Genomic DNA, 26,057 nt, shown 5'->3' with positions numbered 1-26,057 from the left:
CTAAGCGCCTACTGTTTATCAACATGTCGACCTTGGCCTACGAGATCGTGGACGTCTTCACCGATCGCCCCTTCGCCGGCAACCCGCTGGCGGTGGTGTTCGGCGCGGAGGCGCTGGCCACCGAGCAGATGCAGGCGCTCGCGCTGGAGTTCAACCTTTCCGAGACGGTGTTCGTGCTGCCGCCGACCCAGGTCGGCGCCACCTACCGCGCCAGGATCTTCACCCCGGTGGAGGAGTTGCCGTTCGCCGGGCACCCCAGCGTCGGCGCGGCGGTCACCGCGTGCCGGCGGGGGATGTTCGGTGTGGGGCAGGTCACCCAGGAATGCGGGGCCGGTGTGCTGCCGATCGAGGTGACCGCGTCCGGGGCGACGTTGACCGGTGGCACCCCGACCCTCGGGCCGGAGCTGGATCCGGAGCCGTTGCTGGAGATCGCCGGGCTGGCCGCCGACGACCACGTCGGCCCCGCGCCCCGGGTCGCCGGCTGCGGGCTGGAGTTTCCGTACCTGCCGGTGCGGCCGGAGTCGGTGGCCCGCGCCCGGGTGAACCCGGCGGCGGCGGAACGGTACGGGGTGTCGCACGTCAGCGTCTTCTCCTGGGACGCGGCAGCGCAAACCGCGCACGCCCGGGTCTTCGTGCCGGGGATGGGCGTTCCGGAGGACCCGGCGACCGGTTCGGCGGCGCTCGGCCTGGGTGTCTGGCTGGTGGCGAGTGGTCTGCTGCCCGGCGAGGGGCGGTCGGAGTACGCGGTCCGCCAGGGCGTGGAGATGAACCGCCCGTCCGCGTTGGCCTGCACGGTCACCGCGGCGGACGGCGCGGCGGTCGGTGCGACGGTCACCGGTCAGGTGATGCCGGTGGCCCGCGGCGAGATCGCCGTGCCGCCGTTCGTGGGCTGAGCGAAGGCGCCGATGCGGGAGGATGCGGGTGTGACGGACAAGGACGCCCCCGGGGGCACCCCACTGGTCGACGAGGCGATGAAGAAGGCCGCCGTGGCCTGGGTCAGCGTTGCCGGTGGGCCGGCGCTCGCGCTCTGGTGCGCCCCGCTGGAGGGCGCGCTCCTGGTGGTCAGCGGGCCGGGTGAGCAGGCCGCGCCGGGTCTGGCCGACGCGACCGAGGCCCAGGTCACCCTGCGCGGCGACCACGGCGGTCGGATCGTCACCTGGCCGGCCCGGGTGAGCCGGTTGCAGCCGGGCACCGAGGCGTGGGACACCACCGCCCCGCTGGTGGCGGCGAAGCGTCTCAACGCGCCCGGACCGACCGCCGACCTGGTGGCCCGCTGGGCCGCCGACGGTTGCGCGGTGAACCGCCTCGTCCCGGCCGGTACACCGCTGGCTGGCGCGGAGTTGCCGGCCGACGCGCAGGCCGAGCCGCCCCGGGCGACTCCGGCGGTGCGGGCCACCCGTAAGCCGTTCCGGCTGCACCGGGTCCGCCGCCGCTGATCAACGGATCAGTCCGCCCGACCGCCGACGCCCGCCACCGCCGCGTCGTGGTCGACCAGGGCGAGCACCTCACCCAGGGTCCCGAGCGTCGGGCCGCGCCAGTCCCGGTCGGCGTTGAACACCATGTGAGTGGCCAGATCCGGTGCGGCGAGCCGGACGGCTGTCATCCCGGCCCGCTCGGCGCCGGTCAACTCCTGGCTGCCACCGTCGCCGACGTAGAGACAGTCGCCCGGGGTGAGCCCGAGCCGCTGGCAGGCGGTCAGGTAGAGCGTCGGGTCCGGCTTGCACCGCCCGACCTGCACCGAGAAGACCTGCACGTCGAGCAGCGGGGCGACCGCCAGCTGCGGCAGGAAGGCCGGCAGTTCGTGCGTACAGTCGCTGATCACGCCGGTGCGCAGGCCGCGCTGGCGCAGGGCCGCCAGCACCGGCACCGCGTCGGCCCGCAGCCAGGTGTCCGCGCGGACCGCCAGGTGCCGGGACGCCACGGCCGCCCGCACCGCCTGGTCACTGGGGTGTACGCCGACCTGGGCGCACACCCAGCGCAGGGTCGCCTCCGCGTTGCCGAACCGGCCACTGGCCCGCTCGTAGTAGGTGCGGTTCAGCACCTCGGACAACGCGTCGGTGGGGCACCCGAGCAGCTCGGCGGTGCCGGCGTGCGCGGCACCGCGTTGCACCGAACGGGTCAGGGTGCCGAAGAAGTCGAACAGCACCGCCTGGTAGCTGGACATGGGGGAACGCCTCCGGGCGGTCGAGGGTCGCCGGCGCGGACCCGCGTGATCGTAACGGAGTGATGACCCTCCGTGTCGACCGTCATACGTGTGAGGATTACGTCCCGTGCCCCCACCTTCACCTCGACCGACAGTGGATCCGTTGACCACCGGCGCGGTCGGACTGGCAGTGGTCGCCGTGTCGTCGTCAGCGCCGCTGATCGCGTACGCCGCTGCCCCCGCCCTGGCCATCGCGTTCTGGCGCAACCTGCTCGCGGTGGCCGTACTGAGCCCTGTCGCGCTGGCCCGGCGTCGTGCCGAGTTCCGTCGGTTGACGGTGGGCGCGGGCCGACGGGAGGGACTGTTCTGCGTCCTGTCCGGGGTCGCGTTGGCCGGGCACTTCGCGACCTGGGTGCCGAGCGCCCAGCTCACCACGGTCGCCACGTCCACCGCGCTGGTCGCCACCCAGCCGGTCTGGCAGGGGCTGATCGCCCGCGCTCAGGGGCGACCGCTGCCCCGGGTGGTGTGGGTCGGCATCGCGGTGGCGGTCGGCGGCGCGGCGATCGCCACCGGTGTGGACGTGGGTGTCTCCGGCCGGGCCGTCCTCGGCGACGTGCTGGCGCTGACCGGCGCCATGTTCGCCGCCGTCTACACCGCCTTCGGCGAACGGGCCCGGACCAGCATCAGCACCACCACCTACACCACCATCTGCTACGGGATCTGCGCGCTGATCCTGCTGGCCCTGTGCCTGGTCGGTGGCGTACGACTGACCGGGTTCGACGGGCGTACCTGGCTGGCCATCCTGGCTCTGGTGGCCGGTGCCCAACTGCTCGGGCACTCGATGTTCAACTACGCCCTGCGGAAGATCCCGGCGACCACGGTGAGCGTGCTGATCCTGCTGGAAGCGCCCGGCGCCGCACTGCTCGGCTGGGCCTGGTTGGGTCAGGTGCCCCGCCCGTACGCGCTGCTCGGGATGGCGTTGCTGCTGGCCGGTGTGGCGGTGGTGGTGCTGGGCGGCGGTCGGGCCGCGCGCCGGGGCGCGTCTCCCGCGCGGTTGGCTAGCCCTCCCGCACCTCAATGACCCGGGTCGTCGGGGCGGCCTCACCCAGCTCGCCGCGCAGGGCCGCCCGGTCCGGGTCGACGAGGAACGACTCGTACCCGGCCCGGGAGTCGAACCGGATCACGTGCACCTCGGTCTGGCCGTCGATGCCGCGCAGTCGCCGCTCCAACCAACCGCCGTGCCGCCCCAGCAGGGCCAGCACGGCATCCTCGTAACGCCGCCCGGCGGCCTCCGCCCCGACGGTGAACTCGACGACCGCGACGAGTGTCAGCCGGCCGCCCACCTCAGGTGTCCAGACCGACGGCCTTGGCGCTCGCCGCCCACAGCCGGGAGGCGAGCTGCGGATCGGCCGCCTTCCGCAGGGGCCGACGCGGCCGGCGGTCGACGTAGTAACCCCCGTTGATGAGCCGGGAGCGGTCCTGGTTGGCCAGCCACACCAGCGTCTCGGCGCCCTTCTCCGGGCTGCGGAAGGGCATGAAACGCATGCCGAACGCGACCAGCCTGCTGTCGTTGGCGAACCGGGTGCGAACCACCCCGGGGTGGAAGCAGTACGCGGAGATGTCCGGCCAGCGCCGGGCGGCCTCGGCGGTGAACAGGATGTTCGCCTGCTTGCTGGTGCCGTACGCGCCCATCGGCCGGTAGTCACGCAGCGGCCTGTTGAGGTCGTCCGGGTCCAGTGCGCCGAAGCGGTGCGCGCCGGAGGCGGTCACCACCACCCGGCCCACCCGGTCGGCGAGCAGACTGGTCAGCAGGAACGGGGCCAGGTGGTTGGCCTGGATCGACATCTCGAAGCCGTCGACGGTGCTCAGTGGTTGCAGCGCGATCGCGCCGGCGTTGTTGGCGAGCACGTCGATCCGGTCGTACGCGGCCCGGAGCTGGGCGGCCAGTCGGCGTACGTCGTCGAGGACCGCGAAGTCGGCCCGGAACAGCTCAGGCCGCTCGCCGGAGGTCTCCCGGACCCGTTCGGCCGCCGCCTGCAGCCGGGCCGGGTCCCGCCCGACCAGCACCACCTGGTCGCCACGGCAGGCGAGGTGCACGGCGGCGGCCAACCCGATGCCGGAGCTGGCCCCGGTCACCACCACCAGTCGACGCCCAGTGAGATCTTCCACAGGTCCATTCACCCCGGTCATGGCGCGAGGTTACCGTGGCGTCACAACGACCTTTGGGATCGTTAAGGTTTCGGATCTGTCGTCAGGTGGCGTCGGCGTGCCCGCCGGACGCTGGAAGGAGCGCATCCATGGCCGCAGTCGGTCGCCCCCGCAGGTCCTGCCTCGCCGTACCGGGTTCCAGCGTGAAGATGCTCGGCAAGGCCCAGGGGCTCCCGGCCGACCAGGTCTTCCTCGACCTGGAGGACGCCGTCGCCCCGCTGGCCAAGCCGGACGCGCGCAAGAACATCGTGGCCGCGCTCAACGAGGGTGACTGGGCCGGAAAGACCCGGGTGGTCCGGGTCAACGACCTGACCACCCCGTGGACCTACCGGGACGTCATCGAGGTCGTCGAGGGTGCCGGCGCCAACCTGGACTGCATCATGCTGCCGAAGGTGCAGACCGCCGAGCAGGTGCACTGGCTGGACCTGCTGCTCACCCAGATCGAGAAGACCCTCGGCCTGGAGGTCGGCCGGATCGGCATCGAGGCGCAGATCGAGAACGCCGCCGGCCTGGTCAACGTGGACGCGATCGCGGGCGCCTCGCCCCGGGTGGAGACCATCATCTTCGGCCCGGCCGACTTCATGGCGTCGATCAACATGAAGTCGCTTGTGGTCGGTGCGCTGATCCCGGACTACCCGGGCGACCCGTACCACTACATCCTGATGCGGATCCTGATGGCCGCCCGGATGCACGACAAGCAGGCCATCGACGGCCCGTTCCTGCAGATCCGCGACGTGGACGGGTTCCGTGAGGTGGCCAAGCGTTCGGCCGCGCTGGGCTTCGACGGCAAGTGGGTGCTGCACCCCGGCCAGATCGACGCCGCCAACGAGGTCTACCAGCCGGCGCAGGCCGACTACGACCACGCCGAGCTGATCCTCGACGCGTACGAGCACTACACCTCGGAGGCCGGCGGCAAGCTCGGCGCGGTGATGCTCGGCGACGAGATGATCGACGAGGCGTCCCGCAAGATGGCGCTGGTGGTCGCCGCGAAGGGCCGGGCCGCCGGGATGAGCCGTACCTCGTCGTTCACCCCGCCGGCGCAGTGACGGGCCGTCCCGCCCGCCGGTCAGTAGCTGCCGCTGCCGCTGCCGCTGTCGTTGCTCGTCGCGATCGCGTAGATGATCGCGGCGGCGTAGATGGCGAGCACCAGCACCAGGAACCCGGTGAGGATCCAGCCGATGATGATGGCGGCCTTCGCCATCCCCGCGCCGCCCTCGCCGCTGATGCGGATCTGCTTCTGCGCGACGTGCCCGAGGATCGCGCCGATCGGCGCGGTGATGCAGGACGTGAAACCGATCATGGCCAGCACGAACGCGGCGATGGCCAGTCCGTTGGTCTTCGGCGGCTGCGGGTAGCCGTAGCCGGGGTACTGCTGCGGGTAGCCGGCCGGGGCGTACCCGGGCGGGGCGTACTCGGCCATCGGCTGGGTGGCGGGCGGCTGCGCGCCGGCGTACGGGTCGACCGGGGCGTACGGGTTCACCGGGGCGTACGGGTTTGTCGGACCGTACGGGTCGACCGGGCCAGGCTGCGGGGGCACCGGCTGACCGGCCACCAGGGTCGGGTCGGGTGTGGGGCTCGATGGCGGGGCCGACCAGGTGGGATCGCTCCAGTTGCCGGGCGGCGGGGGATTTGTCATGCGAACTCTCCGTCAGGTCGGGGTGCGGAGACAGGGTAGCCACAGCCACCCAAACCCGATGCCCCTGCTTCCGGGTGCCGCGTTGCCCGGGCCGGTCGTAACGGGCAGGATCCCTGGCATGGCATTCGACGCGCGCGCCGCGGACCGCTCCGGCAGTCGACCCCGACGGGACGTCAGCCGTCCGGGCGCGGCCCGGCGGGCCCGGACGGCCGCCCCGGCGGGCAGCTCCGGCAGCGACGAACCGGTCGCGCTCGCCGACCCGGTGACCATGCGTCTCGACGGGCGGGTCGCCCTGGTCACCGGGGCGGGCAGCCCGGACGGCATCGGGTACGCGACCGCCCGGCGACTCGCCGACCTCGGTGCCCGGGTGGCCATCGTGTCGACCACCCGACGCATTCACGAGCGGGCGACCGAGCTGGGGGTGACCGGTTTCGTCGCGGACCTGACCGACGAGTCCGAGGTCGGCGCACTGGCCGACGCGGTCGCCGAGCAGTTGGGCGACGTCGAGGTGCTGGTCAACAACGCCGGCCTGGCCAGTCGGGCCAGCCAGGGCGTGCTGCGACCGGTGGCCCAGCTGAGCTACGACGAGTGGCGTGGCGAGATCGACCGCAACCTCTCCACCGCGTTCCTGTGCAGCAGGGCGTTCATCGGGGGAATGGCCGAGCGGGGCTGGGGTCGGATCGTCAACCTGGCGGCCACTGCCGGCCCGGTCAACGCCCTGCCCACCGAAGCCGCGTACGCCGCGGCGAAGGCCGGGGTGGTCGGGCTGACCCGGGCCCTGGCCATGGAGATGATCGCCGACGGCGTGACGGTGAACGCGGTGGCGCCCGGCACCATCTACACAGCGGCGTCCACCATGGCCGAGATCAAGCAGGGGCTGGGCACGCCGGTGGGGCGACCGGGCACGCCGGACGAGGTCGCCGCGGCGATCAGCTTCCTCTGCTCGCCGGCCGCCTCGTACATCACCGGGCAGATGCTGGTGGTGGACGGTGGCAACAGCGTCCGCGAGGCCCGCTTCCGCTGACCGGAACGCTCCGCACCCGCGCGCCGGTCAGTAGCCGCCGCTGTCGCCGTTGTTGGCGAAGGCCACCAGCGCCAGCCAGCCACAGCAGGCCAGCACGGTGAGCCCGGTGAAGACGTAGCCCAGGATCAGCCCCCAGGTGGCGAGCTGGTCGCCGTCCTCGCCGCTGGTGCGGATCTGCCGTTTGGCCACGTGGCCGAGGACCGCGCCGGCCGGCGGGAACACGAAGGCGAACACCAGCGACAGGATCGCCAGCACGTTGGTGCGCTGCCCCGGCCCGGACGGCGGTGGGCCGTACTGACCGTAGGGGCCCTGCGGGGGGTACGGCGGCTGCTGGCTCCAGTGCGCCGACTGCTGCGGCCGCTGGTCACCGTACGACGGCTGGTCGCCGGGTGGCCCGTACGGTGAACGTTCCGCTGGTAGCTCGTACGCCGGCTGGTCCGGCTGCGGCGCGTACGGCTGTTGGCCGGCCGGCGGTGGCGCGTACGGCGACTGGTCAGCTGGTGGTTCGTAGGGCGACGGCGGCGGCTCGTCGCCGGGTGGTCCCGACGGCGGCGGGTGGCTCACAGCTGTCCTCCTCCTGCCGGTGCCGGAAAAGTCCCTCTTGCCGGACGCTACCCGCAGCGGTGAACCTTTTCACAGCGGTTGTGTGGACTGGTCACCTTGGCCTCGCCGACCCGAGAGACCGATACTGACCCAGCGTTCAGTTACCCACGAGTAGTGCGCGGATCCCCGGAGGCTGTGATGGCTCGACTCGCCCAGACGCCCGGCCTGACCGATGTGCAACAGTCGATCCTGGAGACCGTTCGGGACTTCGCCGACAAGGAGATCATCCCGCACGCGCAGCGGCTGGAGCACGCCGACGAGTACCCCACCGACATTCTCGACGGCATGCGCGAGATGGGGCTCTTTGGCCTCACCATCGACGAGGAGTACGGCGGGCTCGGCGAATCGCTGCTCACCTACGCGCTCGTGGTGGAGCAGCTGTCCCGAGGCTGGATGTCGATCTCCGGCATCGTCAACACCCACTTCATCGTGGCGTACCTGATCTCCCAGCACGGTTCCGCCGAGCAGAAGGCCCGCCTCCTGCCGAAGATGGCCACCGGCGAGGTGCGCGGAGCGTTCTCCATGTCCGAGCCCGAGACCGGCTCCGACGTCTCGGCGATCAAGTCCCGGGCCGTCCGTGACGGCGACAGCTACCTGCTCAACGGGCAGAAGATGTGGCTCACCAACGGGGCGTACTCCTCGGTGGTGGCCACCCTGGTCAAGACCGACACCGGCGCGGAGTCCGTCTACGGCAACATGAGCACCTTCCTGCTCGAGAAGGAGCCGGGCTTCGGCGAGACCGCTCCCGGCCTGACCATCCCCGGCAAGATCGAGAAGATGGGTTACAAGGGCGTCGAGACCACCGAGATGGTGCTCGACGGGGTGACGGTGCCCGACTCCGCGATCCTCGGCGGCGCTGACCAGGTGGGCCGTGGCTTCTACCAGATGATGGACGGCATCGAGGTGGGCCGGGTCAACGTGGCCGCCCGCGCCTGCGGCATCTCCATCCGCGCCTTCGAGCTGGCAGTGCAGTACGCCCAGCAGCGCAAGACCTTCGGCCAGCCGCTCGCCAGGCACCAGGCGATCGCGTTCAAGCTCGCCGAGATGGGCACGAAGATCGAGGCCGCGCACGCCCTCATGGTCAACGCCGCCCGGCTCAAGGACGCCGGTCAGCGCAACGACGTCGAGGCCGGCATGGCCAAGCTGCTCGCCTCGGAATACTGCGCCGAGGTCGTCCAGGAGGCGTTCCGCATCCACGGCGGCTACGGCTACTCCAAGGAGTACGAGATCGAGCGGCTGATGCGCGAGGCCCCGTTCCTGCTCATCGGCGAGGGCACCTCGGAGATCCAGAAGACCATCATCAGCCGAGGCCTCCTCAAGGAGTACAAGATCTGATCCCCTTTACCTCCGCGATCTTGCACTTCCTGTCGTCACATAACCCGCTTAACGGGGCGAAACGGCGACCGAAAGTGCAAGATCGCGGGGGTGGGGGGTCAGGTCAGGCGGGTTAGCGCGTTCACGGCGCGTTCCACGGCCAGGCAGCGGTCTTCCACGTAGTCCATGCCAGCCTCTTCGGCGATCCGCCGCGCCTCGGCCGAGACGATGCCCAACTGCAGCCAGACCGCCGGGGCACCGATCGTCGCCGCGTCGCGGACGACCTGCACGGCGTCGGCCGCCGGCCGGAACACGTTCACCAGGTCGACCGGGTGCGGGATGTCCGCGAGAGTCTTGTACGCCCGCTCCCCGAAGAGTTCATCGACCGACGGGTTGACCGGGATGATCCGCCAGCCGTGTCGCTGCATCTGCAATGGCACGCCATGTGCGGCCTTGTTGGGGTCGCGGGACGCGCCCACGACGGCGATCACGGCGGAGTCGGCGAGGATCTGCTGAGCGGTACGCACCCGCCGACTGTAGCTCCGACTACAGCAGTGTCAGCTGCTCGGCTGCCGACGGTGGCGGCGGCTCGGGCAGGGTGCGGTTGTCGCCCCGCTCCCCGCGGTGCAGCCCGTGCCGGCGGGAGGCGATCCGCACCCGCGCGGTCAACTCCCGCTGGTACGCCTGCGGGGCGTACGCGCCGGCCCGGTAGAGCTCGCGGTAGCGGGGCACGAGGTGCGGGTGCTCGCGGGCGAGCCAGTGCGCGTACCACTCCCGGGCGCCCGGACGCAGGTGCAGGGGCAGGGCGGTCACGCTGGTCGCACCGGCGGCGGCGATCGCCGACACGGTGGCCTCGATCGACTCGTCGCTGTCGCTGAGGCCGGGCAGGATCGGGGCCATCAGCACGCCGACGGAGAGACCCGCGTCGGTGAGCGCCCGGACGGCGTCCAACCGGCGGCGGGGGTGCGGTGTGCCCGGCTCGACGGTGCGCCAGAGGTGCTCGTCGACGAACCCCACCGAGAACGAGATGCCCACCGTTGTCACCTCGGCGGCCTGACGCAGCAGCGGCAGGTCGCGCAGGATCAGCGTGCCCTTGGTGAGGATCGAGAACGGGTTGGCGAAGTCCCGCAACGCGGCGATGATCTGCGGCATCAGCCGGTAGCGGCCCTCGGCGCGCTGGTAGCAGTCCACGTTGGTGCCCATCGCCACGTGCGCACCCCGCCATTTCGGCGCGGCCAGCTCCCGCCGGACCAGCTCGCCGGCGTTGACCTTGACGATCACCTTCCGGTCGAAGTCCGCGCCGGCGTCGAGATCGAGGTAAGTGTGAGTGTTTCTCGCGAAGCAGTAACGGCATGCATGAGAACAGCCCCGGTACGGGTTGATCGTCCACTCGAACGGGACGCGGGACTGCCCGGGCACCCGGTTGAGGATGGACTTGGCCTGCACCTCGTAGAAGGTCATCCCGGCGAACTCGGGGGTGTCGAAGGTGCGGGCGACGGCGCCGGGCAGCGCCAGCGGCAGGGGTGGCGTCGCTGGCGCTGCCCGCTCGGGGTCTCCCTCGACCGGGGGAGCGGTGAGGTTGTCCCAGCGCATGGGCACTATTCGAACACGTGTACGAGGCGAGCGCAAGTGACCCGCCGTACACCGGTGGGCGTCCGGGCGGTCGGAGAGGGGAGGATGGACGCCATGGAGACGTCGACCTTCGTCTACGACGGGGACTGCGCGTTCTGCACGAGCTGCGCGCAGTTCATCGAGCGCCGCATCCCCACCACCGCGCGGGTGGTGCCGTGGCAGTTCGCCGACCTGGACGCGCTCGGCCTCACCGTGGCCGAGTGCGAGGAGGCCGTGCAGTGGGTCGGCGCGGACGGCGCGCGTGCCGCCGGCCCGGACGCCATCGCGAAGCTGCTCGCCGCGAGTGGTCCGCTCTGGCGGGTCGCCGGTGCCGGCCTGCGGATCCCTCCGGTACGGGCTGCGGCCTGGCCGGTGTACCGCTGGGTGGCGCGTAACCGGCACCGCCTGCCGGGCGGCACTGCGGCCTGTTCCCTGCCGCAGGAGGCGCGGGAGCGGCTCTACGGCCCGGCCGGTCGCCCGAGCACCGGAGCCTGATCGTCGAACGCCCGCTCCGCGCCGGCTCCCACCGGACCCCGGTCGGGTGGCACCGGCCCGGTGTCGGTGTCCGCCGGGCTCGTCTCCGGCGCGTCCGTCGGTGCCGAACCGGACGTGTCGCGGCCGACGAGCCGACGGGCCCAGACCAGCGGGCGTACCCGTTCCAGCGGTAGGAAGCTGGTCATCGCGGCCAGGTGCGGTGCGAACGAGATCGTGATGGTCGCGATGGTGACCGCGTGGAACGAGTAGAAGAAGCCGACCATGGCGAGTCGCCAACGGGGTGGCAGCAGGAAGACCACCGGGCTCAGCAGCTCGAACGCCACGATGCCGAACTGAGCGACGATGAGCAGGTACGGCACCTGGGCGATCAGGTCCGCCAGGTCGGTGCCGCGCCGGATGATCGCGCGGGCCAGGACCGAGCCGGTCAGCCAGTCCAGACCGCCGAAGCGCAGCTTGGCGAAGGCGGCCAGGAAGTACGTGCAGATCACCGCGATCTGGGTGACGCGCAGGGCCCAGCCGCCGGCCTCGGTGCGGGTGGTGTCGCCGTGGCGGGCGCGACCGGCGGTGGGCAGCACGGCCAGCGCGACGAGCAGCCCGAACCGGTCGTGGTCGACCTTCCCGTAGCTCATCGCGATGATCATCCACTCCAGGTACAGCGCGCACACCGCCCAGCCGAGCAGTCGGGGCGCCCGTCCGGTGGCGGCGAGGAGGGCGAGCAGCAGCAACGCCCAGAAGATCACCGTCACCAGCGTCTCGGTCGGCGTCGGCAGTGGGAGCAGACGGCCGATCAGGAGCGGTTGGTACAGGTCGCCGGGCACGCTGACCCGGGTGCGTACCCAGGGGGTGAAGATCACCAGGTCGGCGGCGACGAACAGGTAGATCAGGGTGCGGAACGCGGCCACCCGGCCCCGGGGCACCGCCTCGGTCAACCAGCGGCTCATCGGGCGGCCTGCCAGCGGACGACCGTCTCATCGGTGTGTTGACCGGTCGGTCGGCCGGCGCGAATGCCGTGCCAGCGGATGACGATGCGGACCTCGACCAGCGCGGGGGCGTCCGGGTGGCGTTCGGCGTACGCGTCGGCGACCTCGGTGAGCAGCGTCGGGTCTGCCGCGTATCGGGCCTGCTGACCCTCGATCTCGGCGCGGCGGATGCCGGTCGCGTTCTGGTCGAGGTCGATCACCGCCCCGGAGGTGTTCACCCCCTCGACGCGGGTGTCGGGCGCGGGTGCGTTCGGCGGGTTCGAGGTGGAGTACATCCGGAACGGGCCGAAGGGGAAGTCGTCGTCGCTGCCCCAGAAGGTGCCGAGGACGAGCAGGACGAGACCCAGTGCGGTCGCGCCCAGCCGGGTCACGCGCCCGCGGGTGGTCAGGTTCTCCATCGGGTCGTGACGATACGGGATGTACCGACTGCTTCGGGTCCCTCCGACGGCCAGTTCGGCCTGACCAGGCAGGTGATCATGCGCGCGGGTGGGGGTACGACGAAGGCCGGGCCCGTGTCGGGCCCGGCCTCGCGTGTCGTCAGCGGGACGACTCAGTGGTTGTGCTCGGCCAGCTGCTTGCGGACGTCGTCCATGTCCAGCGCCTCGACCTGCTCGATCAGGTTCTCCAGTGCGGACTCGGGCAGGGCGCCCGGCTGGGCGAAGACGATGACGCCGTCCCGGATCGCCATGATCGTCGGGATCGAGCGGATGTCGAACTTGGCGCCCAGCTCCTGCTGAGCCTCGGTGTCGACCTTCCCGAAGACGATGTTCTGGTGCTTCTCCGAGGAGCGCTCGTAGACCGGGGCGAACCGCTTGCACGGACCACACCAGTCGGCCCAGAAGTCGACCAGGACGATGCCGTCGTTGCCGGTCACCTCGTCGAAGTTCGCCGAGGTCAGCTCAACGGTTGCCATTGCACTCTCCGATCACCGCGGTTTATCTACGTCCCGTAGAACCAGGGCTGACCGTATCGAATTCCCGGGCAGTGGGGCACGAAACGTGCTCGGGGCTGCCGGGGGGCGCTGCGGGTCATCGACGTACGTCTGTTCACACCCGAGCTGCGGATCGCAAGTGCACGACGCACTTGCGTGACCTGCGGTAATGGGAGCGTTTCCAGGGAGATCCACCCGATTGAGCACTACGAATCGGTAACTTGGGCATTGACAAGGAGGTATCCGGCCTGCAGAGATCGCTGATCAACCTCCCATTGGTGACGGAGAGTAATGTTACAAAAAGATAAATGTGACCGCGATCTCTGTTGAACCTACGCAGGCGTAGGGCAGAATTCCTCACATCAGAGCGTGGGCGGCGGGTGCCGGGGAGGGCCCCGCCGCTCATTGCGTCTCCCCCCGGGCGTGTGACAGGTGTGACATTTCCGCCGCCACCGCGCCCCGCCGGTCGCCTTAACCATCGGTAAGGCATGCTGTGCCGAACTCCATCGCCGCCCGTCGAAGGGACCAGCATGCAGTTCGGTCGCTACTACGAGGAGTTCGAGGTCGGCGCGGTCTACCGGCACTGGCCGGGCAAGACCGTGACCGAGTACGACGACCACCTCTTCTGCCTGCTCACCATGAACCACCACCCGCTGCACATGGACGCGCACTACGCCGCGACGGCCAGCCAGTTCAAGCGCAACGTCGTGGTCGGCAACTACATCTACTCGCTGCTGCTCGGCATGTCGGTGCCGGACGTGAGTGGCAAGGCGATCGCCAACCTGGAGGTCGAGTCGCTACGGCATGTCGCGCCGACCTTCCACGGCGACACCATCTACGGCGAGACCACGGTGCTGGACAAGCGTGAGTCCGGCTCGAAACCCGACCGTGGCGTGGTGTCCGTGGAGACGCGCGGCTACAACCAGGACGGCACGATGGTCTGCGTCTTCCGGCGCAAGGTCATGGTCCCCAAGCGGGAGTACGCGGAAGCTGCGGTGCCCGACGGCGTGGACCCCGAGCGACCCAGCTTCCCCGAGCCGCGCTGAGCGTCGCGGCGGGCTCGACCGTCGCCGGACACCGGGCTCCTTCCCCGACCACGGGTCTGCTGGGGAAGGGGCCCGGCGCCCGTCTCGGGGCATATGCTGACGCCGGAGGTTCCGATGAGCCACTCCGTAGCGGGAGAGCCGTCCTCTGCCGGCCGCCGAGCCACGCCCTTGACCACCGCTGTCTACTCCGCCGCCGAGTGGGATCTGCTCACCGGCCTGCCCGGCCGGGTTCTCGTGGCCGCGGCGGCGCCCGGTCCCGGCCGGATCGAGCGTGGGGTCGCGGCGGGCCTGGCCGGCCTGGACGCCGTGGCCGCCGGCCGGGCCTCCGACAGTGATCTGGTCCGCGCGGTGGTCGCCGCGATCTACGCCCGTCACGACGGCACCCCGCAACCCGCCGAGCGGCTGACCGACCTGGTGGACCTGCTGGCCGCCTGTCGGGCGGCGGGCCGGGTCCTCCGTCGGCGGGCCGACCCGGCCGACTCGGCCGCGTACCGCCAGTGGGTGCAGTCGGTCGCGGCCCGGGTCTGTCGCGCGGTGCCCGGCACCGGCGGGCGTCGGGTGGACCCACCGGCCAGCCCGGCGGACCGGCGCTTCCTGGACCGGCTCGGTGCCGCGCTCGACCTGGGCTGACCGGCAGGTCGTCGCGGCCGGCGCCGACGCGGTCCGTACCCTCTGATGACCGTGACCGACGACCAGCTTGAGGTGGGCGTGGGCCCCTGGCCGGGGGACCCACCGGACGACCCCCGTTACGACCCGCAGCTACTGGCTGAGGGGGACCGGCGCAATGTCGTCGACCGCTACCGCTACTGGCGGCATGAGGCGATCGTCGCCGACCTGGACCGGCACCGGCACGGCTTCCACGTCGCGATCGAGAACTGGCAGCACGACTTCAACATCGGCACTGTGGTGCGCAACGCCAACGCGTTCAACGCCGCCGAGGTGCACATTGTCGGACGACGACGGTGGAACCGGCGCGGTGCGATGGTGACCGATCGGTACCAGCACGTACGGCACCACGAGACGATCGAGGAGTTCGTCGCCTGGGCGGCCGGGCGGCACCTGCCGGTGTTCGGCATCGACAACCTGCCCGGGTCGCGTCCGCTGGAGACCGGCACCCTGCCACGCGACTGCGTGTTGCTGTTCGGCCAGGAGGGCCCCGGCCTCTCCGCGCCGGCCCGCGCCGCGTGCGACCAGCTCTACTCCATCGCCCAGTACGGCTCGACGAGGTCGATCAACGCCGGCGTGGCCAGCGGAATCGCGATGCACGCCTGGATCCGCGCGCACGCCGGCACGCCACCGGACTGACCCACGTACGGTGCCGAATCGGACGTTCCGGCTTGACGTGCCAGCGGTCCGGGGAGACGGTGGGGATGTGAGTGTCGCGGTGAGTTGTCCGAGATGCGGGGGCCCGGTACGGGCGCCGGATCTGATGAACACCGACTCAAGGTGTGTGCACTGCGGCCCGGTGCCGCCGCTGCACGTGCCCGAGCACATCGGAGCGGAGATCGTGGCGAGCGTGGTGGAACGGATCACCGCGACCGCCGACCCGCCGATGACGCCGTTGTGGTGCCCGTGGCCGCTGCCGCCCGGTTGGACACTCACCGGCGTGGCGTACGCCGGGGACGACCGGACGGGAGTGCGGGCGACAGCGTTGGCCTGCGCGGGCCCGGCGCCACTCGGCGGTGGTCCGGCCGATCTGGTCTTTGTGGCCGAGGAACCCGGTGTGGGTCTGGGCACCCGGCTCGCCGGTCTGACCGGCCCGGATCCGGGACCGGAGTTGGTCGACGCGCTGACCGACCCCGGATCGGGCCATCCTGACCACGTCGGACAGGCGAAAATCAAGGTCGGCGGGCACCCCACTCCACTGTGGTTGGTGAATTCGCCAACGGATCGAAGCGCGTACGCCGGCGAGGCTCGGGGAATGTGGCTCCATGCGATAGCCTGGCCGGCGAGTGCGGGTCACCTGCTCGCGGAAGATGTCGTGCTACACGACCTGACCGAGTGGACTCCGCCCGAGCTCGTGTACGGCGCACCGTCCCCGTATCTACCCGGGAGAGCTTGACAACTCTCCCGGATTGACGGAGAACGGACGCAGATATTCACTGTACGACACCACACTGATACTCTGGGTGCCGCTGCGGTAATGGGACCCGGCGCCGCGCGAGAGGATGGCCCGCCATGGTCAAGAAGGTCCTCACCTGGGCCGGAATCGCATTCTTGATCTTCTTCGTCGCCTACCGGCCAAACTCTGCGGCGGACGTGTTCAAGTCGCTCGGCGGCGGGATCATGGATATCGCCCAGGGCTTTGGCGACTTCTTCACCAGCCTCGTCGCCTAGCCGCCGATGGGCAGCCCCTCCGGTCCACCCTTCGACCCGGACGACCCCGACCGGGAGCGCCGCGAGCGCGACACCGAGCCGATCCCGCGGATCGGGCCAGATGACGGCCCGGATTACGGGGCCGGTCCCGGCCTGTCCGACGGTCCGTCCCTTTCGGACGACGTCGGCTACGGCGACGGGCCCGGCTATGCCGGTCAGGGTCGTTCCGGTCGGGGATGGATCCGGGATCCGGAGGCCGGTTACCAGCCGCCGCAGATCTCCGAGGACGAGCTGGCCGGGTTGCGCGCCGACGCGACCGGCTCGACCCCTCGGCGGGTGCTGCCACTGGAAGACGAGCCCAGCTCGTTGGTGGCGCGCTACCTCTTCCCCACCGAGCGCTACCGCGGCGAGTGGAAGCGGCACTGGATCCACCTCACCAACCCGCTGTTGATCGGCATCGCGGCGACCTTCGTGCTCGGCTACCTCTCCGGCTTCCTCGCCGGCCAGGACGTCGGTGCGCTGACCACCATCGCCGTGCTGCTCTGGTTCGCGGTGATGGGGTGGGTGGCGTGGAAGGTCGCGGACTGGTGGTATGACCGTTTCATCCTGACCAACAAGCGGGTCATGGTGGTCAACGGCATCGTCACGCGCAAGGTGGCGATGATGCCGCTGGTCCGGGTCACCGACATGAAGTACGAGCAGACCCCGACCGGCCGGGCGCTCAACTACGGCACCTTCGTGCTGGAGTCCGCCGGTCAGGAGCAGGCGCTCCGCGAGATCAAGAACCTACCCAACCCGAACGAGCTCTACCTGCGCGTCGTCGAGGAGATGTACGAGCCGCAGGCGGTCGAGGCGCGGCTCGGCAAGGAAGCCGACGAGGCCAAGGCCGACGACGGTGCGTGAAGGTTTTTGACCGAACATCGGAGCAAGTGCGCACCTTTCGTCATGGACCGAAGCGCCTCTGACGTGGCACTCTGCCAGGACAGCAGGGGTGCGGAGGTGAGCGGTGGCGAGCAAGGACTCGTTGGAGGAGCAGTTCCGCGAGTTCGTCGCGGCCCGCTCCGCCGCGCTCCTACGCACCGCCTACCTGCTCACCGGGGACTGGGCCACCGCCGAAGACCTGCTCCAGACGGCGCTGACCAAGACCTACCTGGCGTGGAAGCGGCTCGGCGGGATCGAGGCCGTCGAGCCGTACGCCCGGCGTGTGATGGTCAACACCTCGACCAGTTGGTGGCGGCGGCGCTGGCACGGCGAACGCCCGACCGAGGTGCTACCCGAGCGGGCCGGTGTCGACGAGATCGAGCAGCAACTTGACCGCGACCTGCTCTGGCGGCACCTCCGGCAGCTACCCAACCGGCAGCGGGCAGTGCTGGTGCTGCGCTACTACGAGGACATGACGGAGGCGCAGACCGCCGCGCTGCTCGACATCTCACCGGGCACGGTGAAGAGCCAGACCTCCCGGGCGCTGGCCACGCTGCGGCGACGACTCGGCGCGGACGCGCCAGAACTCGCCGCCGCCGGCTTCGCCGGCCGGTCTGCTGCCGCCGGCCCATCTCCTGCTGCCGGGAGTCGATCGGGCGCCACACGTGCCGCTGGCCGGACGACAGGCCCGGACACCCGGACCGGGCAGCCCTCGGTCACCGATGCCACCGCCGCACCCAGGCCGGGGCGGTCGACTGGCCGACCCGCACCCCGCCCGGCCGCTCCGCGCCCCGCCGCGCCCCGTGCGATCACCCCGCAGGTCGTGCTGCCCACCGCCCCGGCGGCCGTGCCCGTCGGCACGGGCTCCGGGGAGCAGCAGTGATTGAACTCCCCGGCCGGCCCGACAACCTGACGGACGTCCCGCCGCGTTCATACCAGGTGCGGCCTGACGAGTTGGAAGGTGCGGTGCGGGAGAGCCTCTCGCACCAGGTCGCGCGTACCCGCCCACTGAGCGTCGATCCGGCGGGTCAGGCCATCCGCCGCGCGAACCGGATCCGGCGTCGACGCGCCGCAGCCGGCGTCGCCCTCGCCGCGGTCACCACCGTGCTGCTCAGCGCCGGCATCGCCCAGCTCGGCGCCGAGACCAGCCGGGACGGGCCCCCCATCGTGGTGATCGGTGACCCGGGCCCGACCAACCGGCCGCTCCCGAAGGCCAGCATTCCCGGCTCCGTCCCCTCGCCCGAGACATCGGCCGCTCCGCCGGCCGGCGAGACGCTGGTCAGCGCCGCCGGGCGGCGACTCGTGCTGCCCGACGTCGGGCTGGCCGAACGCGCCCAGCCACTGCCCAGCGGCAACGGTTGGCTGGTGGTCGGCGCGCCGACCACCGCGGGGCGCTCCCTGTGGGTGGTGCAGGACGACGGCCTGGTGCAGGTGCTGCTGGCCGGAGCGGGCGGGATCGTGCTGGCCCCGGACAGCCTCCAGGTCGCCTGGCGCGACGGCGGCGACCTGCTGGTGGCGGGCGTGGTCGGCACCCAACTCATCGGGGCGGTGCGCACCGCGGTGCCAGCGGGGGCGGAGCCCGTCCGATTCGTCGCCGACAGCGTGCTGGTCCGCCTCGACCCGACCGGCGCCGGTCACACCCTCTGGCGGCCCGGTGCGGGGCCGCTGCCCGACTTCCTCGACCGCAAGAGCCTCAACGTCTACGGGGAGCTACCCGACGGGCGGCTCGTCGGCCAGGTCGCCACCACCGATCCCAGCCGGACCTGCCTCGCCGTGCTCGCCCCGACACGGCGCCTGGAGCAGGTACGCACCGGTTGCGGTCCCGACCTGAGTCAGGACGGCGTCGGCGGCGTCTCGCCGGACGGGCGGTGGCTGCTGGTGAACGGACGGATCGGCGGCACCGACCGGTCCCTGCTGGTCGACCTGCACCGGCTCGGGCCGGCGGCGACCGCAGTGGCGGCCGGGCCGCCGATGACCGGGGTGGTCATCTGGACCGACGGGACCAACGCCTCCTACCTCGACGGCACCGGTCAGCTGGTCCAGCTCGACGTCGGCCAGGTGCGGGCGGGAAAGCCCGCCGGCCCCGCCGCGGTGCCCGGCGTGTCAACCGGTGACCAGCCGATCCTGGTGAAGGGCTTCTGACCCGGGCGACCCCATGTGAGCCGGGCTCGCTGTTTCCTCGGTAGCGTCGGGCGGTGACCTCGCGTACCGGCTCCGCCCCCCGGATCGACCTGCACGCCCACTCGACGGCCAGCGACGGCACGCTGACCCCGGCCGAGCTGGTCGGCGCGGCCTTCGACGCCGGGCTGGACGTGCTGGCGATCACCGACCACGACACCACCGCCGGCTGGGCGCCGGCAGTCGACGCACTGCCGCCGGGGCTGCGTCTGGTTCGCGGCGCGGAGTTGTCGTGCCGCTGGTCCGGCGCGCAGCCGGAGGTGCCGCTGCACCTGCTCGCGTACCTGTTCGATCCGGAGCATCCGGAGCTGGTGGCCGAGCTGGCCCGGGTCCGGGCCGCCCGGGAAGAGCGCGGCGAACGGATGGTCGCCCTGTTGCGGGCCGACGGCATCGACGTGAGCTGGCCGGACATCCTGGCCGGCGCGGGTGGCGGCACGGTGGGGCGTCCGCACCTCGCGCAGGCGCTCATCCGCGCCGGCCTGGTCGGCAGTGTCCGGGAGGCGTTCGGCCCGAACTGGCTGGGCGAGCGGTACCGGCTGCCCAAGGAGGACATCGACGTGTTCCGGGCCGTCCGACTGGTCCGGGCGGCCGGCGGGGTGCCGGTCTTCGCCCACCCGCGCGCCACCCGACGTGGCCGGGTGGTGCCCGACGAGCTGATCGCCGAACTGGCTGCCGCCGGGCTCGCCGGGCTCGAGGCCGACCACGAGGACCACAGCCCGGCCGAGCGGGAACACGTGCGGGCGCTCGCCGCCGAGTTGGGGCTGTTCGTCACCGGTTCCTCGGATTTTCACGGCACCCACAAGACCGTTCAGCTCGGCGCGTTCAGCACCGGCGTCGAGGCGTACGAGCGGATCGTCGCCGACGGGGTGACCGAGGTCGCTTCGGGCTGATCCGGGTATTTCGCCCATCGCGGCGCGGCTAGTTTGATCACGTGGATCTGAAGCTGTTCGGCGAGGTTTTCGTGACCCTGCTGGTGATCACCGACCCGCCGGGCATGATGCCGATCTTCCTGGCGTTGACCGGCCCGCTGCCCGCCCGCGACCGCAACCGGGCCGCCTGGCAGGCCGTCGCGTTGGCGCTCGGCGTCATCGTGATCTTCGCGGTGGCGGGGCAGACCCTGCTCGACTACCTGCACGTGGACCTGCCGGCCCTACAGGCGGCCGGTGGGTTGCTGCTGGTGCTCGTCGCCCTGGAGCTGCTGACCGGCAAGGCCGACGACCCGAGCCAGCAGGTGACCTCCAACATCGCGCTGGTGCCGCTGGGCACGCCGCTGCTGGCCGGTCCGGGTGCCATCGTGGCCACCATGCTCTTCGTCCAACAGGCCGACGGGCTGGGGGAGTTCAGCGCCATCGCCGTCGCGATCCTCGCCGTGATGGTCGCCGTCTGGATCGTCCTGCGCTTCTCCGGCGGCATCGTGAAGATCCTCCGACCGGGCGGGATCGAGGTGCTGACCCGGATCGCCGGCCTGCTGCTGGCCGCGATCGCCGTGCAGCTCATCGCCGACGCGGTGGCCGCCTTCGTGACGCAGTACGTAAACATGACCTGACGGCACGCGCGCGATGTCGGGGGCGGATGGCAGGATCGCAGGCGTGCGACGATCCTCATCAGCAGGGCGGCCGGCGGCCGGCGGCCGGGCCCCTCGGCAGCGGGCCGGCGACGCCGAACAGCTCGGCTTCGAGGGCATGCCGGAGCGGCTGTTCGTCTGCACCCCGAGCAAACTCGGCGCGTACGCGGACTGCCCGCGTCGCTACCGCTACTCCTACGTCGACCGGCCCGCCCCGCCCAAGGGCCCGCCGTGGGCGCACAACTCACTGGGCGCCAGCGTGCACACCGCCCTGAAGAACTGGTACGCGCTGCCCGCCGACCGGCGGCGCCCCGAGGCGTTGGCCACGCTACTCAAGGGCACCTGGGTCCGCGAGGGCTACCGCGACGACGAGCAGGAGCGGGCCGCCTACCGGCGGGCGTTGGGGTGGCTGGAGGCGTACGTCGAGACGCTGGAACCGGATTCCGACCCGCTCGGTGTGGAACGGGTGGTGGCGGTCAAGACCGCCGTGTTGGCGTTCAACGGTCGCGCCGACCGGATCGACTCGCGGCCCGGGCCGGAAGGGCCGGAGCTGGTCATCGTCGACTACAAGACCGGTCGCAGCGGGCTGGACGCGGACGACGCCCGGGGCTCGCAGGCGCTGGCGCTCTACGCGTACGCCGCCGAGCGGGTGTTCCGCCGACCGTGCCGCCGGGTGGAGCTGCACCACCTACCGACCGGCACGGTCGCCGGCCACGACCACACCGTCGAATCGCTGGCCCGACAGCTGACCCGTGCGGAAGACACAGCCCGCGACATCATGGCCGCCGAACGGGCGGTCGCCGACGGCGCCGACGCGGACGAGGCGTTCCCGGTGGCGCCCAGCCCACGCTGTGGCTGGTGCGACTTCCGGCGGCACTGCCCGGCGGGCGCGCAGGCCCCGGGCAAGGAGCCGTGGGCGGCCATGGACCGGCCGGCCGACGGTTGATCTCCGCCGGTCGGGTCAGCCGGCCAGCGAGGCGGCGGCGTGCCGCGTGGCCCGCTCCTTGGCCGCCTGCATCAACGGCCCCTCCAGGTAGCGGCGGGGGACGGCGGCGAACGCCAGCCGCAGCGCGCGCACTGTCAGGTCCGCCGACATTGCTGTGGTCGGTAGGCCGAGTCCCCCGTACATCCGGCGTGCCCACGTCGGCAGCAGCGCGAACGCCGTGCCGGCGATACCCAGGTACGCCCAGCGCGGCGGGCCCAGCGTGAGCCCCAACCGGACCGGCAGGCTGAGCTTCCACGGCAGTGGCGGGGCGGTGAGGAACACCGCCGTCTCGGCGGCCTCCCGGGTCATCCGCAACTGTGGCCGTACCGCCTCGTAGTAGTCAGCGACCTCGGCGGCGGTGCCCGGGACGGTGGCCGGGTCCAGACCGACCAGGGCGGCGGCGCGCCGCTGCTCGGTGTAGTAGCCGTCCACCTCGTCGTCGCTCAGCGGCAGCCCGGCCCGCCGGGCCGTGCTCAGGAACGACTCGACCTCTGTCACGTGCACCCAGCGCAGCAGGTCCGGGTCGTCGATCCGGAACTCCTCACCGGTGCGCGGGTCGGTGGCCCGCAGCCGGTCGTGAACGCGGCGCAGCCGGGCCCCGGCAGCCTGCGCCTCGGCGGTGGTGCCGTAGACGGTGGTCGCCACGTAGGTGGCGGTGCGGACCAGTCGACCCCACGCGTCGGTGCGGTAGTTGCTGTTCTGTGCGACCCCGGCCATGGCCAGTGGGTGCAACGCCTGCAGGTAGAGCGAGCGCAGGCCGGCAACGATCAGGATCGGCTCCTCGTGCACCTTCCACGTGACCGAACCCGGACCGAAGAGGCCGAGGTCATCGGTGTCCACCGCTCAAGACTGCCACGCTCGGATCGACCCCGCCGCGCACGTGCCGTCGGTGCCGCGCTCGGAGCACCGATCAGACGTCGGCGGAGCGGCGGGCCCGGCAGTCCGGGCAGAGGCCCCAGAAGGTCACTTCAGCCTCGTCCACCTCGAAGCCGTGCGCGATGTTGGGCTCCAGGCACGGGGCGCTGCCCACCGCGCAGTCGATGTCGGCGATCTCACCGCAGCCCCGGCAGACCACGTGGTGGTGGTTGTCGCCCACGCGCGCCTCGTAGCGGGCGGGACTGCCGGCCGGCTCGATCCGGCGCGCCAGCCCGGCCCGGGACAGCGCGCCCAGCACGTCGTAGACCGCCTGGGTGGAGACCGAGTCGAGCCGTTCACGGACCCGGCGGGTGATCTCGTCGACCTCCAGGTGGCCGCCGCCGGCCAGCACGTCGAGCACCGCGAGCCGTGGCCGCGTCACCCGCAGGCCCCTCGACCGCAGCAGCTCCTCGGTACCGGACACTCGCCAATGACAGCACGCCCGGCCTGCATCGACAACCGTCGCATGCTGCGGGTGGCCACCGACACAGCCAGGCAAGATCGGAAGTACGGCCCGAAGGATGAACCCGATCGACCCGGCGCGCGTGTGTCCGATCGAGAGCCGGGGGACGATCGGCGGACCATAGGCTGACCGCCCCTGACCATGATCCACCTGGAGGGTTCGATGTTCGAGGAGATCCTGGGTCTACCGGTACACGTCCTGGTGGTCCACGCGGTCGTCGTGTTCGTGCCGCTGCTGGCGGTGCTCGCCGTCGCGTACGTGGGGCTGCCGCGGTGGCGCAGCCGGCTGGACTGGGCCCTGGGCCTCCTCGCCGTGGCCGCTCCGGTGACCGCCTACGTGGCGGTCAAGTCGGGTGAGGCGCTCACCGACGCGCTGGTGGCCCGCGGCTTCCAGGGACCGATCCTCGACCAGATCTTCGAGCACTCCCGCTACGGAGACATCCTGTTCCGCATCGTGCTGCCGCTCGGGATCGTGGCCATCCTGCTGCTCGTGGCGACAAGTGGGCATCCCCGGGTGCCGCGACTGCCCGCGCTGGTCACCCCGGTACTGGCGGTAGCGGCCGTGGCCCTTGCCATCGCCGCCCTGGTCTACGTCTACCTGACCGGCCACTCCGGCGCTGAGACGGTGTGGGGCACCACCCTTTAAGAGATCTTGGACAGTTTCCGTTCGGTGCTGACGGAAACTGTCCAGGATCTGGTGAGGGATAGCTGCGAGATGGATTCTGCGGGGTTGGTGGCCGTGGCTGTGCGGCGGTACAACACCCAGGACCGGCGACTTCACCGCGGTCCAGCTTGCAGGGAACCTCCAACGGGACACGAGCTGCTGGCCCTCTGGTGTGCGCCTCCAGATCTGCGGCGGCTGACTCGCGGCCCGCTGGGGCTGCCGCCGCTGAGCTGCGTCCCTCTGGCCCGCGGCTCCTGGTCTGCGGCTGCTGGTCTGCGGCTGCCGGGCTGCTGCCGGAGGGCGGGCATCAGAAAATGACTCGCGAGCAGAGCAGGCAGAGCAGAACCAGCAGCACCACGCCGGCCGCCGCGCCAAAGCCGTAGGTGACCCGCTGCGAACGCTGCTCGGCCGCGTCCAGGTCGACCATGTCCTGCGGGGGCAGTTGCCGCGGCGGCGCCGGCTGCAGATGTACGGGCGGACGCCAACCCGCCGGCGGCGGCACACTCGGCGGCGGGCCGGAGTACCCACCTGGAGCGTGCCCGGCCGGTGGTGGTCCGGCGTGTCCGCTGGGAGTGCTGCTGTCCGGCAAGGTGGGGCCGGTCTGCCCGGCTGGTGGTCCGGTTTGTCCGGCCGGTGGTGGGCCGGCCTGGCCGACTGGTGGTGGTCCGGCGTGGCCGCTGGGAGTGCCGCCGTCCGGCAACGTGGGGCCGGTCTGCCCGACCTGCGGTGCGCCGGTGGGCCCGGCAGGAGTGCGTCCCGTCGGCGATGGGCTGGTGGGCCCGCTCGTAGGTGGGTTGGTGGGCTCGGCCGGCGGTTGGGTCATGGACCCGGTCGGTGGTGTGGCACCGGATGCGGTGGGCGGTTGGTCCGCCAGCGCGTCGTCACCGGTGTCAGGCCGTCGCCAGTAGTCGTCCGGGGTGCTGCCACCGCTGGGGGTCGTCACGCCGTCCGACGCTACCAACGCCGCCGGCGGCCCGGTCGTTTCTGGCCGGCGTGCCACGGTTGTCGGTCTGGCGGGTTCTGGGGGAGTCCCTCGATCGGCGGCATGGTTGTTTCTGGTCGGCAGGGCCCGGCAGTCTGGTTGTTTGTGGTCGGCGTGGCTTCGGTCCGCGGCCCGGTCCGCTGGCGTGAGCTGCGCTAGTCTTGCCGCTCGTGAGCACCGAGGACCCCGGCACGCACGGCGCACGCGGAGACGACGACCGCGCCGTCGACCTGAGCGAAGACTTCGTGGTGCTGCCCGAGCAGACCTCAGACGACACCGACCGTGGTTGGGGCGAGCGGTCGGGCGACAACGACGACTGGCTGCTCGCCGAACGCCCCCCGCACTGGGACTGACCCCGGCGGCTCGGCCGGACCCTCATGAGGTCGGTCCGGCCGTTCCGGTGCTGTCGGGAGGGGGTGCCCCGCCGGAGGCGGCCGAGCGGCCCTCGTCGACCTGCCGGGGTGGCTCGTCTGCCGCGGATGGTGCGGTGGAGGGCAGTTGCCGGGGTGGGTTGTCGGCCACGGATGGTGCGTCAGCGGGCAGTTGCCGGGGTGGGTTGTCGGCCACGGATGGTGCGTCAGCGGGCACGACTGTCGGCGGGCATCCGGCCGGGGTCTGTAGGACTGCGGCGGCCAGGCCGAGCAGCGCCGCGACCAGACCGGCTCGGAGCAGGGTGCGCCAGCGGGGCAGGGCGAGCTGGCGCAGCGGGCGCAACGCCCGCGCGGAATTCGGATCGACCATCGCCTCTGCCGCCTCCCGTCCCCGAGCGCCGCAGCGGCACCCATGGACGGCAGGCTAGGCAGTTACCGTCCACCTCGGCCGACCCACGGCCGACGCCTGTGGACAACCGCCCGGCCTGTGGAAAACGCCCATCCGCCGGGTCGATTTGCTATGGCACCACCCTTGATCGACTCGTCTTCAAGAAAATCGGCCTATCGAGACGACCGGGATGGGCCGACTTCCTGAAAACCGAGTCGATCAAGGCCCGACCCCGGGGACTTGGAGGCCGACCCGTGGGGTTGGGAGCCCGACCCGGGGGCTTGGAGGCCGACCCGTGGGGTTGGGAGCCCGACCCGGGG

At 71.6% G+C, this 26,057-nt stretch carries 34 protein-coding genes; 20 read left to right on the top strand and 14 right to left on the bottom strand.

Going from position 1 to position 26,057, the window contains the following annotated elements:
- The first annotated feature begins 23 nt into the window (after positions 1 to 23).
- Both IF22_RS0105760 and IF22_RS0105755 read left to right on the top strand, forming a co-directional pair.
- Positions 24 to 893: a PhzF family phenazine biosynthesis protein gene (locus tag IF22_RS0105760; RefSeq protein ID WP_030329227.1), complete on the top strand. Its 870-nt coding sequence runs from the start codon at positions 24 to 26 to the stop codon at positions 891 to 893.
- A gap of 12 nt (positions 894 to 905) precedes the next feature.
- Positions 906 to 1,436, top strand: a complete 531-nt coding sequence (locus IF22_RS0105755) for a hypothetical protein (RefSeq protein WP_051708197.1) — start codon at positions 906 to 908, stop codon at positions 1,434 to 1,436.
- Between the two features lie 8 nt (positions 1,437 to 1,444).
- On the opposite strand, the gene IF22_RS0105750 is transcribed toward IF22_RS0105755, so the two are convergent.
- On the bottom strand, positions 1,445 to 2,164 hold the full coding sequence (locus IF22_RS0105750; protein WP_030329223.1) for an HAD family hydrolase: 720 nt from the start codon (positions 2,162 to 2,164) through the stop codon (positions 1,445 to 1,447).
- A gap of 106 nt (positions 2,165 to 2,270) precedes the next feature.
- Here IF22_RS0105750 and IF22_RS0105745 point away from each other — a divergent pair, with 106 nt between their 5' ends.
- On the top strand, positions 2,271 to 3,224 hold the full coding sequence (locus IF22_RS0105745; protein ID WP_030329221.1) for a DMT family transporter: 954 nt from the start codon (positions 2,271 to 2,273) through the stop codon (positions 3,222 to 3,224).
- Here the strand turns inward: IF22_RS0105745 and IF22_RS0105740 are convergent.
- A complete protein-coding gene (locus tag IF22_RS0105740) occupies positions 3,202 to 3,486 on the bottom strand; it encodes a hypothetical protein (RefSeq protein WP_030329219.1) in 285 nt (94 codons plus the stop codon). The genes IF22_RS0105745 and IF22_RS0105740 overlap by 23 nt on opposite strands.
- 1 nt (position 3,487) lies before the next feature.
- Complete coding sequence (locus IF22_RS0105735) at positions 3,488 to 4,312, bottom strand: SDR family NAD(P)-dependent oxidoreductase (protein WP_030329216.1); 825 nt, start codon at positions 4,310 to 4,312, stop codon at positions 3,488 to 3,490.
- Positions 4,313 to 4,440: 128 nt separating this feature from the next.
- Between IF22_RS0105735 and IF22_RS0105730 the strand changes: the two genes are divergently transcribed.
- Entirely contained in the window at positions 4,441 to 5,397 is a 957-nt protein-coding gene (locus IF22_RS0105730; RefSeq protein ID WP_030329214.1) for an HpcH/HpaI aldolase/citrate lyase family protein, read from the top strand.
- Between the two features lie 20 nt (positions 5,398 to 5,417).
- Here the strand turns inward: IF22_RS0105730 and IF22_RS0105725 are convergent, their stop codons facing one another.
- Positions 5,418 to 5,987: a DUF4190 domain-containing protein gene (locus IF22_RS0105725; protein ID WP_030329211.1), complete on the bottom strand. Its 570-nt coding sequence runs from the start codon at positions 5,985 to 5,987 to the stop codon at positions 5,418 to 5,420.
- 118 nt (positions 5,988 to 6,105) lie between these two features.
- Here IF22_RS0105725 and IF22_RS0105720 point away from each other — a divergent pair, with 118 nt between their 5' ends.
- On the top strand, positions 6,106 to 7,011 hold the full coding sequence (locus tag IF22_RS0105720; protein ID WP_030329208.1) for an SDR family NAD(P)-dependent oxidoreductase: 906 nt from the start codon (positions 6,106 to 6,108) through the stop codon (positions 7,009 to 7,011).
- Between the two features lie 27 nt (positions 7,012 to 7,038).
- On the opposite strand, the gene IF22_RS0105715 is transcribed toward IF22_RS0105720, so the two are convergent.
- On the bottom strand, positions 7,039 to 7,575 hold the full coding sequence (locus tag IF22_RS0105715; protein WP_030329206.1) for a DUF4190 domain-containing protein: 537 nt from the start codon (positions 7,573 to 7,575) through the stop codon (positions 7,039 to 7,041).
- Positions 7,576 to 7,752: 177 nt separating this feature from the next.
- Between IF22_RS0105715 and IF22_RS0105710 the strand changes: the two genes are divergently transcribed.
- Positions 7,753 to 8,949: an acyl-CoA dehydrogenase family protein gene (locus tag IF22_RS0105710; protein WP_030329203.1), complete on the top strand. Its 1,197-nt coding sequence runs from the start codon at positions 7,753 to 7,755 to the stop codon at positions 8,947 to 8,949.
- 98 nt (positions 8,950 to 9,047) lie between these two features.
- Here the strand turns inward: IF22_RS0105710 and IF22_RS0105705 are convergent, their stop codons facing one another.
- Both IF22_RS0105705 and IF22_RS0105700 read right to left on the bottom strand, forming a co-directional pair.
- The gene (locus tag IF22_RS0105705; RefSeq protein WP_030329201.1) at positions 9,048 to 9,455 is read right to left on the bottom strand and encodes a CoA-binding protein; all 408 of its coding nucleotides are present in this window, start codon (positions 9,453 to 9,455) and stop codon (positions 9,048 to 9,050) included.
- A 19-nt stretch (positions 9,456 to 9,474) separates the two neighbouring features.
- Positions 9,475 to 10,521 (bottom strand): Rv2578c family radical SAM protein, encoded by a 1,047-nt coding sequence (locus IF22_RS0105700; protein ID WP_030329199.1) that lies wholly within the window; start codon positions 10,519 to 10,521, stop codon positions 9,475 to 9,477.
- A 93-nt stretch (positions 10,522 to 10,614) separates the two neighbouring features.
- Between IF22_RS0105700 and IF22_RS0105695 the strand changes: the two genes are divergently transcribed.
- The gene (locus tag IF22_RS0105695) at positions 10,615 to 11,034 is read left to right on the top strand and encodes a thiol-disulfide oxidoreductase DCC family protein (RefSeq protein ID WP_030329196.1); all 420 of its coding nucleotides are present in this window, start codon (positions 10,615 to 10,617) and stop codon (positions 11,032 to 11,034) included.
- On the opposite strand, the gene IF22_RS32870 is transcribed toward IF22_RS0105695, so the two are convergent.
- From IF22_RS32870 to trxA, 3 genes are all read right to left on the bottom strand, one after another.
- Positions 10,998 to 11,975 (bottom strand): HTTM domain-containing protein, encoded by a 978-nt coding sequence (locus tag IF22_RS32870; RefSeq protein WP_036410861.1) that lies wholly within the window; start codon positions 11,973 to 11,975, stop codon positions 10,998 to 11,000. The two genes, IF22_RS0105695 and IF22_RS32870, sit on opposite strands and share 37 nt — an antisense overlap.
- Positions 11,972 to 12,412: a hypothetical protein gene (locus IF22_RS0105685; protein ID WP_030329192.1), complete on the bottom strand. Its 441-nt coding sequence runs from the start codon at positions 12,410 to 12,412 to the stop codon at positions 11,972 to 11,974. The genes IF22_RS32870 and IF22_RS0105685 overlap by 4 nt, the downstream gene beginning before the upstream one ends.
- 152 nt (positions 12,413 to 12,564) lie before the next feature.
- Positions 12,565 to 12,927 carry a thioredoxin gene (trxA, locus tag IF22_RS0105680; RefSeq protein ID WP_030329190.1) on the bottom strand — a complete coding sequence of 121 codons (363 nt, stop codon included), beginning with the start codon at positions 12,925 to 12,927 and terminating at the stop codon, positions 12,565 to 12,567.
- 548 nt (positions 12,928 to 13,475) lie between these two features.
- Between trxA and IF22_RS0105675 the strand changes: the two genes are divergently transcribed.
- The 11 genes from IF22_RS0105675 to IF22_RS0105625 all read left to right on the top strand — a co-directional run bounded on the left by IF22_RS0105675 (position 13,476) and on the right by IF22_RS0105625 (position 21,916).
- Complete coding sequence (locus IF22_RS0105675) at positions 13,476 to 13,991, top strand: MaoC family dehydratase (RefSeq protein WP_030329188.1); 516 nt, start codon at positions 13,476 to 13,478, stop codon at positions 13,989 to 13,991.
- A 93-nt stretch (positions 13,992 to 14,084) separates the two neighbouring features.
- Entirely contained in the window at positions 14,085 to 14,621 is a 537-nt protein-coding gene (locus tag IF22_RS0105670) for a hypothetical protein (protein ID WP_209444496.1), read from the top strand.
- Positions 14,622 to 14,672: 51 nt separating this feature from the next.
- The gene (locus IF22_RS0105665; protein ID WP_030329184.1) at positions 14,673 to 15,296 is read left to right on the top strand and encodes a TrmH family RNA methyltransferase; all 624 of its coding nucleotides are present in this window, start codon (positions 14,673 to 14,675) and stop codon (positions 15,294 to 15,296) included.
- A gap of 10 nt (positions 15,297 to 15,306) precedes the next feature.
- On the top strand, positions 15,307 to 16,053 hold the full coding sequence (locus IF22_RS0105660; RefSeq protein ID WP_342446900.1) for a DUF6758 family protein: 747 nt from the start codon (positions 15,307 to 15,309) through the stop codon (positions 16,051 to 16,053).
- 116 nt (positions 16,054 to 16,169) lie between these two features.
- Positions 16,170 to 16,328 (top strand): hypothetical protein, encoded by a 159-nt coding sequence (locus tag IF22_RS35320; protein WP_007455302.1) that lies wholly within the window; start codon positions 16,170 to 16,172, stop codon positions 16,326 to 16,328.
- A gap of 6 nt (positions 16,329 to 16,334) precedes the next feature.
- A complete protein-coding gene (locus IF22_RS0105650; protein ID WP_030329180.1) occupies positions 16,335 to 17,210 on the top strand; it encodes a PH domain-containing protein in 876 nt (291 codons plus the stop codon).
- 103 nt (positions 17,211 to 17,313) lie between these two features.
- Entirely contained in the window at positions 17,314 to 18,111 is a 798-nt protein-coding gene (locus IF22_RS0105645; protein ID WP_030329179.1) for a SigE family RNA polymerase sigma factor, read from the top strand.
- Complete coding sequence (locus IF22_RS0105640; protein ID WP_030329178.1) at positions 18,108 to 19,370, top strand: hypothetical protein; 1,263 nt, start codon at positions 18,108 to 18,110, stop codon at positions 19,368 to 19,370. Before IF22_RS0105645 ends, IF22_RS0105640 begins: the two co-directional genes overlap by 4 nt.
- 53 nt (positions 19,371 to 19,423) lie before the next feature.
- Positions 19,424 to 20,296, top strand: a complete 873-nt coding sequence (locus IF22_RS0105635) for a PHP domain-containing protein (RefSeq protein WP_030329177.1) — start codon at positions 19,424 to 19,426, stop codon at positions 20,294 to 20,296.
- A gap of 41 nt (positions 20,297 to 20,337) precedes the next feature.
- On the top strand, positions 20,338 to 20,952 hold the full coding sequence (locus tag IF22_RS0105630) for a MarC family protein (RefSeq protein ID WP_030329175.1): 615 nt from the start codon (positions 20,338 to 20,340) through the stop codon (positions 20,950 to 20,952).
- 13 nt (positions 20,953 to 20,965) lie between these two features.
- On the top strand, positions 20,966 to 21,916 hold the full coding sequence (locus IF22_RS0105625) for a RecB family exonuclease (RefSeq protein ID WP_247676313.1): 951 nt from the start codon (positions 20,966 to 20,968) through the stop codon (positions 21,914 to 21,916).
- A gap of 15 nt (positions 21,917 to 21,931) precedes the next feature.
- Here the strand turns inward: IF22_RS0105625 and IF22_RS0105620 are convergent, their stop codons facing one another.
- A complete protein-coding gene (locus IF22_RS0105620) occupies positions 21,932 to 22,795 on the bottom strand; it encodes an oxygenase MpaB family protein (RefSeq protein WP_030329170.1) in 864 nt (287 codons plus the stop codon).
- Positions 22,796 to 22,865: 70 nt separating this feature from the next.
- Positions 22,866 to 23,294: a Fur family transcriptional regulator gene (locus IF22_RS0105615; protein ID WP_030329167.1), complete on the bottom strand. Its 429-nt coding sequence runs from the start codon at positions 23,292 to 23,294 to the stop codon at positions 22,866 to 22,868.
- Positions 23,295 to 23,495: 201 nt separating this feature from the next.
- Here IF22_RS0105615 and IF22_RS0105610 point away from each other — a divergent pair, with 201 nt between their 5' ends.
- Positions 23,496 to 23,978 carry a DUF2231 domain-containing protein gene (locus IF22_RS0105610; RefSeq protein WP_030329165.1) on the top strand — a complete coding sequence of 161 codons (483 nt, stop codon included), beginning with the start codon at positions 23,496 to 23,498 and terminating at the stop codon, positions 23,976 to 23,978.
- 325 nt (positions 23,979 to 24,303) lie between these two features.
- Here the strand turns inward: IF22_RS0105610 and IF22_RS36285 are convergent, their stop codons facing one another.
- The gene (locus IF22_RS36285; RefSeq protein WP_342446899.1) at positions 24,304 to 24,939 is read right to left on the bottom strand and encodes a hypothetical protein; all 636 of its coding nucleotides are present in this window, start codon (positions 24,937 to 24,939) and stop codon (positions 24,304 to 24,306) included.
- Between the two features lie 209 nt (positions 24,940 to 25,148).
- Here IF22_RS36285 and IF22_RS0105600 point away from each other — a divergent pair, with 209 nt between their 5' ends.
- A complete protein-coding gene (locus IF22_RS0105600; RefSeq protein WP_030329161.1) occupies positions 25,149 to 25,331 on the top strand; it encodes a hypothetical protein in 183 nt (60 codons plus the stop codon).
- A 22-nt stretch (positions 25,332 to 25,353) separates the two neighbouring features.
- Here IF22_RS0105600 and IF22_RS35800 read toward each other — a convergent pair whose 3' ends face one another.
- Positions 25,354 to 25,719, bottom strand: a complete 366-nt coding sequence (locus tag IF22_RS35800; RefSeq protein WP_245233535.1) for a hypothetical protein — start codon at positions 25,717 to 25,719, stop codon at positions 25,354 to 25,356.
- Positions 25,720 to 26,057: the final 338 nt, after the last annotated feature.

Source organism: Micromonospora parva (genome assembly GCF_000718515.1).
GTDB classification, from domain to species: domain Bacteria; phylum Actinomycetota; class Actinomycetes; order Mycobacteriales; family Micromonosporaceae; genus Micromonospora; species Micromonospora parva.
The sequence above is the reverse complement of the archived record's forward strand: the minus strand, read 5'-3'. Positions and strand labels throughout refer to the sequence as shown.

Bases quoted from the DNA above. Each gene is read 5' to 3' on its own strand.
- IF22_RS0105760 (WP_030329227.1), top strand. From the start codon at position 24: ATGTCGACCTTGGCCTACGAGATCGTGGACGTCTTCACCGATCGCCCC.
- IF22_RS35320 (WP_007455302.1), top strand. From the start codon at position 16,170: ATGGTCAAGAAGGTCCTCACCTGGGCCGGAATCGCATTCTTGATCTTC.
- IF22_RS0105650 (WP_030329180.1), top strand. From the start codon at position 16,335: ATGGGCAGCCCCTCCGGTCCACCCTTCGACCCGGACGACCCCGACCGG.
- IF22_RS0105720 (WP_030329208.1), top strand. From the start codon at position 6,106: ATGGCATTCGACGCGCGCGCCGCGGACCGCTCCGGCAGTCGACCCCGA.
- IF22_RS0105675 (WP_030329188.1), top strand. From the start codon at position 13,476: ATGCAGTTCGGTCGCTACTACGAGGAGTTCGAGGTCGGCGCGGTCTAC.
- IF22_RS0105710 (WP_030329203.1), top strand. From the start codon at position 7,753: ATGGCTCGACTCGCCCAGACGCCCGGCCTGACCGATGTGCAACAGTCG.
- IF22_RS35800 (WP_245233535.1), bottom strand. From the start codon at position 25,719: ATGGTCGATCCGAATTCCGCGCGGGCGTTGCGCCCGCTGCGCCAGCTC.
- IF22_RS0105695 (WP_030329196.1), top strand. From the start codon at position 10,615: ATGGAGACGTCGACCTTCGTCTACGACGGGGACTGCGCGTTCTGCACG.
- IF22_RS0105700 (WP_030329199.1), bottom strand. From the start codon at position 10,521: ATGCGCTGGGACAACCTCACCGCTCCCCCGGTCGAGGGAGACCCCGAG.
- IF22_RS0105725 (WP_030329211.1), bottom strand. From the start codon at position 5,987: ATGACAAATCCCCCGCCGCCCGGCAACTGGAGCGATCCCACCTGGTCG.
- IF22_RS0105670 (WP_209444496.1), top strand. From the start codon at position 14,085: ATGCTGACGCCGGAGGTTCCGATGAGCCACTCCGTAGCGGGAGAGCCG.
- IF22_RS0105755 (WP_051708197.1), top strand. From the start codon at position 906: ATGCGGGAGGATGCGGGTGTGACGGACAAGGACGCCCCCGGGGGCACC.
- IF22_RS0105625 (WP_247676313.1), top strand. From the start codon at position 20,966: ATGTCGGGGGCGGATGGCAGGATCGCAGGCGTGCGACGATCCTCATCA.
- IF22_RS0105750 (WP_030329223.1), bottom strand. From the start codon at position 2,164: ATGTCCAGCTACCAGGCGGTGCTGTTCGACTTCTTCGGCACCCTGACC.
- IF22_RS0105610 (WP_030329165.1), top strand. From the start codon at position 23,496: ATGTTCGAGGAGATCCTGGGTCTACCGGTACACGTCCTGGTGGTCCAC.
- IF22_RS0105730 (WP_030329214.1), top strand. From the start codon at position 4,441: ATGGCCGCAGTCGGTCGCCCCCGCAGGTCCTGCCTCGCCGTACCGGGT.
- IF22_RS32870 (WP_036410861.1), bottom strand. From the start codon at position 11,975: ATGAGCCGCTGGTTGACCGAGGCGGTGCCCCGGGGCCGGGTGGCCGCG.
- trxA (WP_030329190.1), bottom strand. From the start codon at position 12,927: ATGGCAACCGTTGAGCTGACCTCGGCGAACTTCGACGAGGTGACCGGC.
- IF22_RS0105685 (WP_030329192.1), bottom strand. From the start codon at position 12,412: ATGGAGAACCTGACCACCCGCGGGCGCGTGACCCGGCTGGGCGCGACC.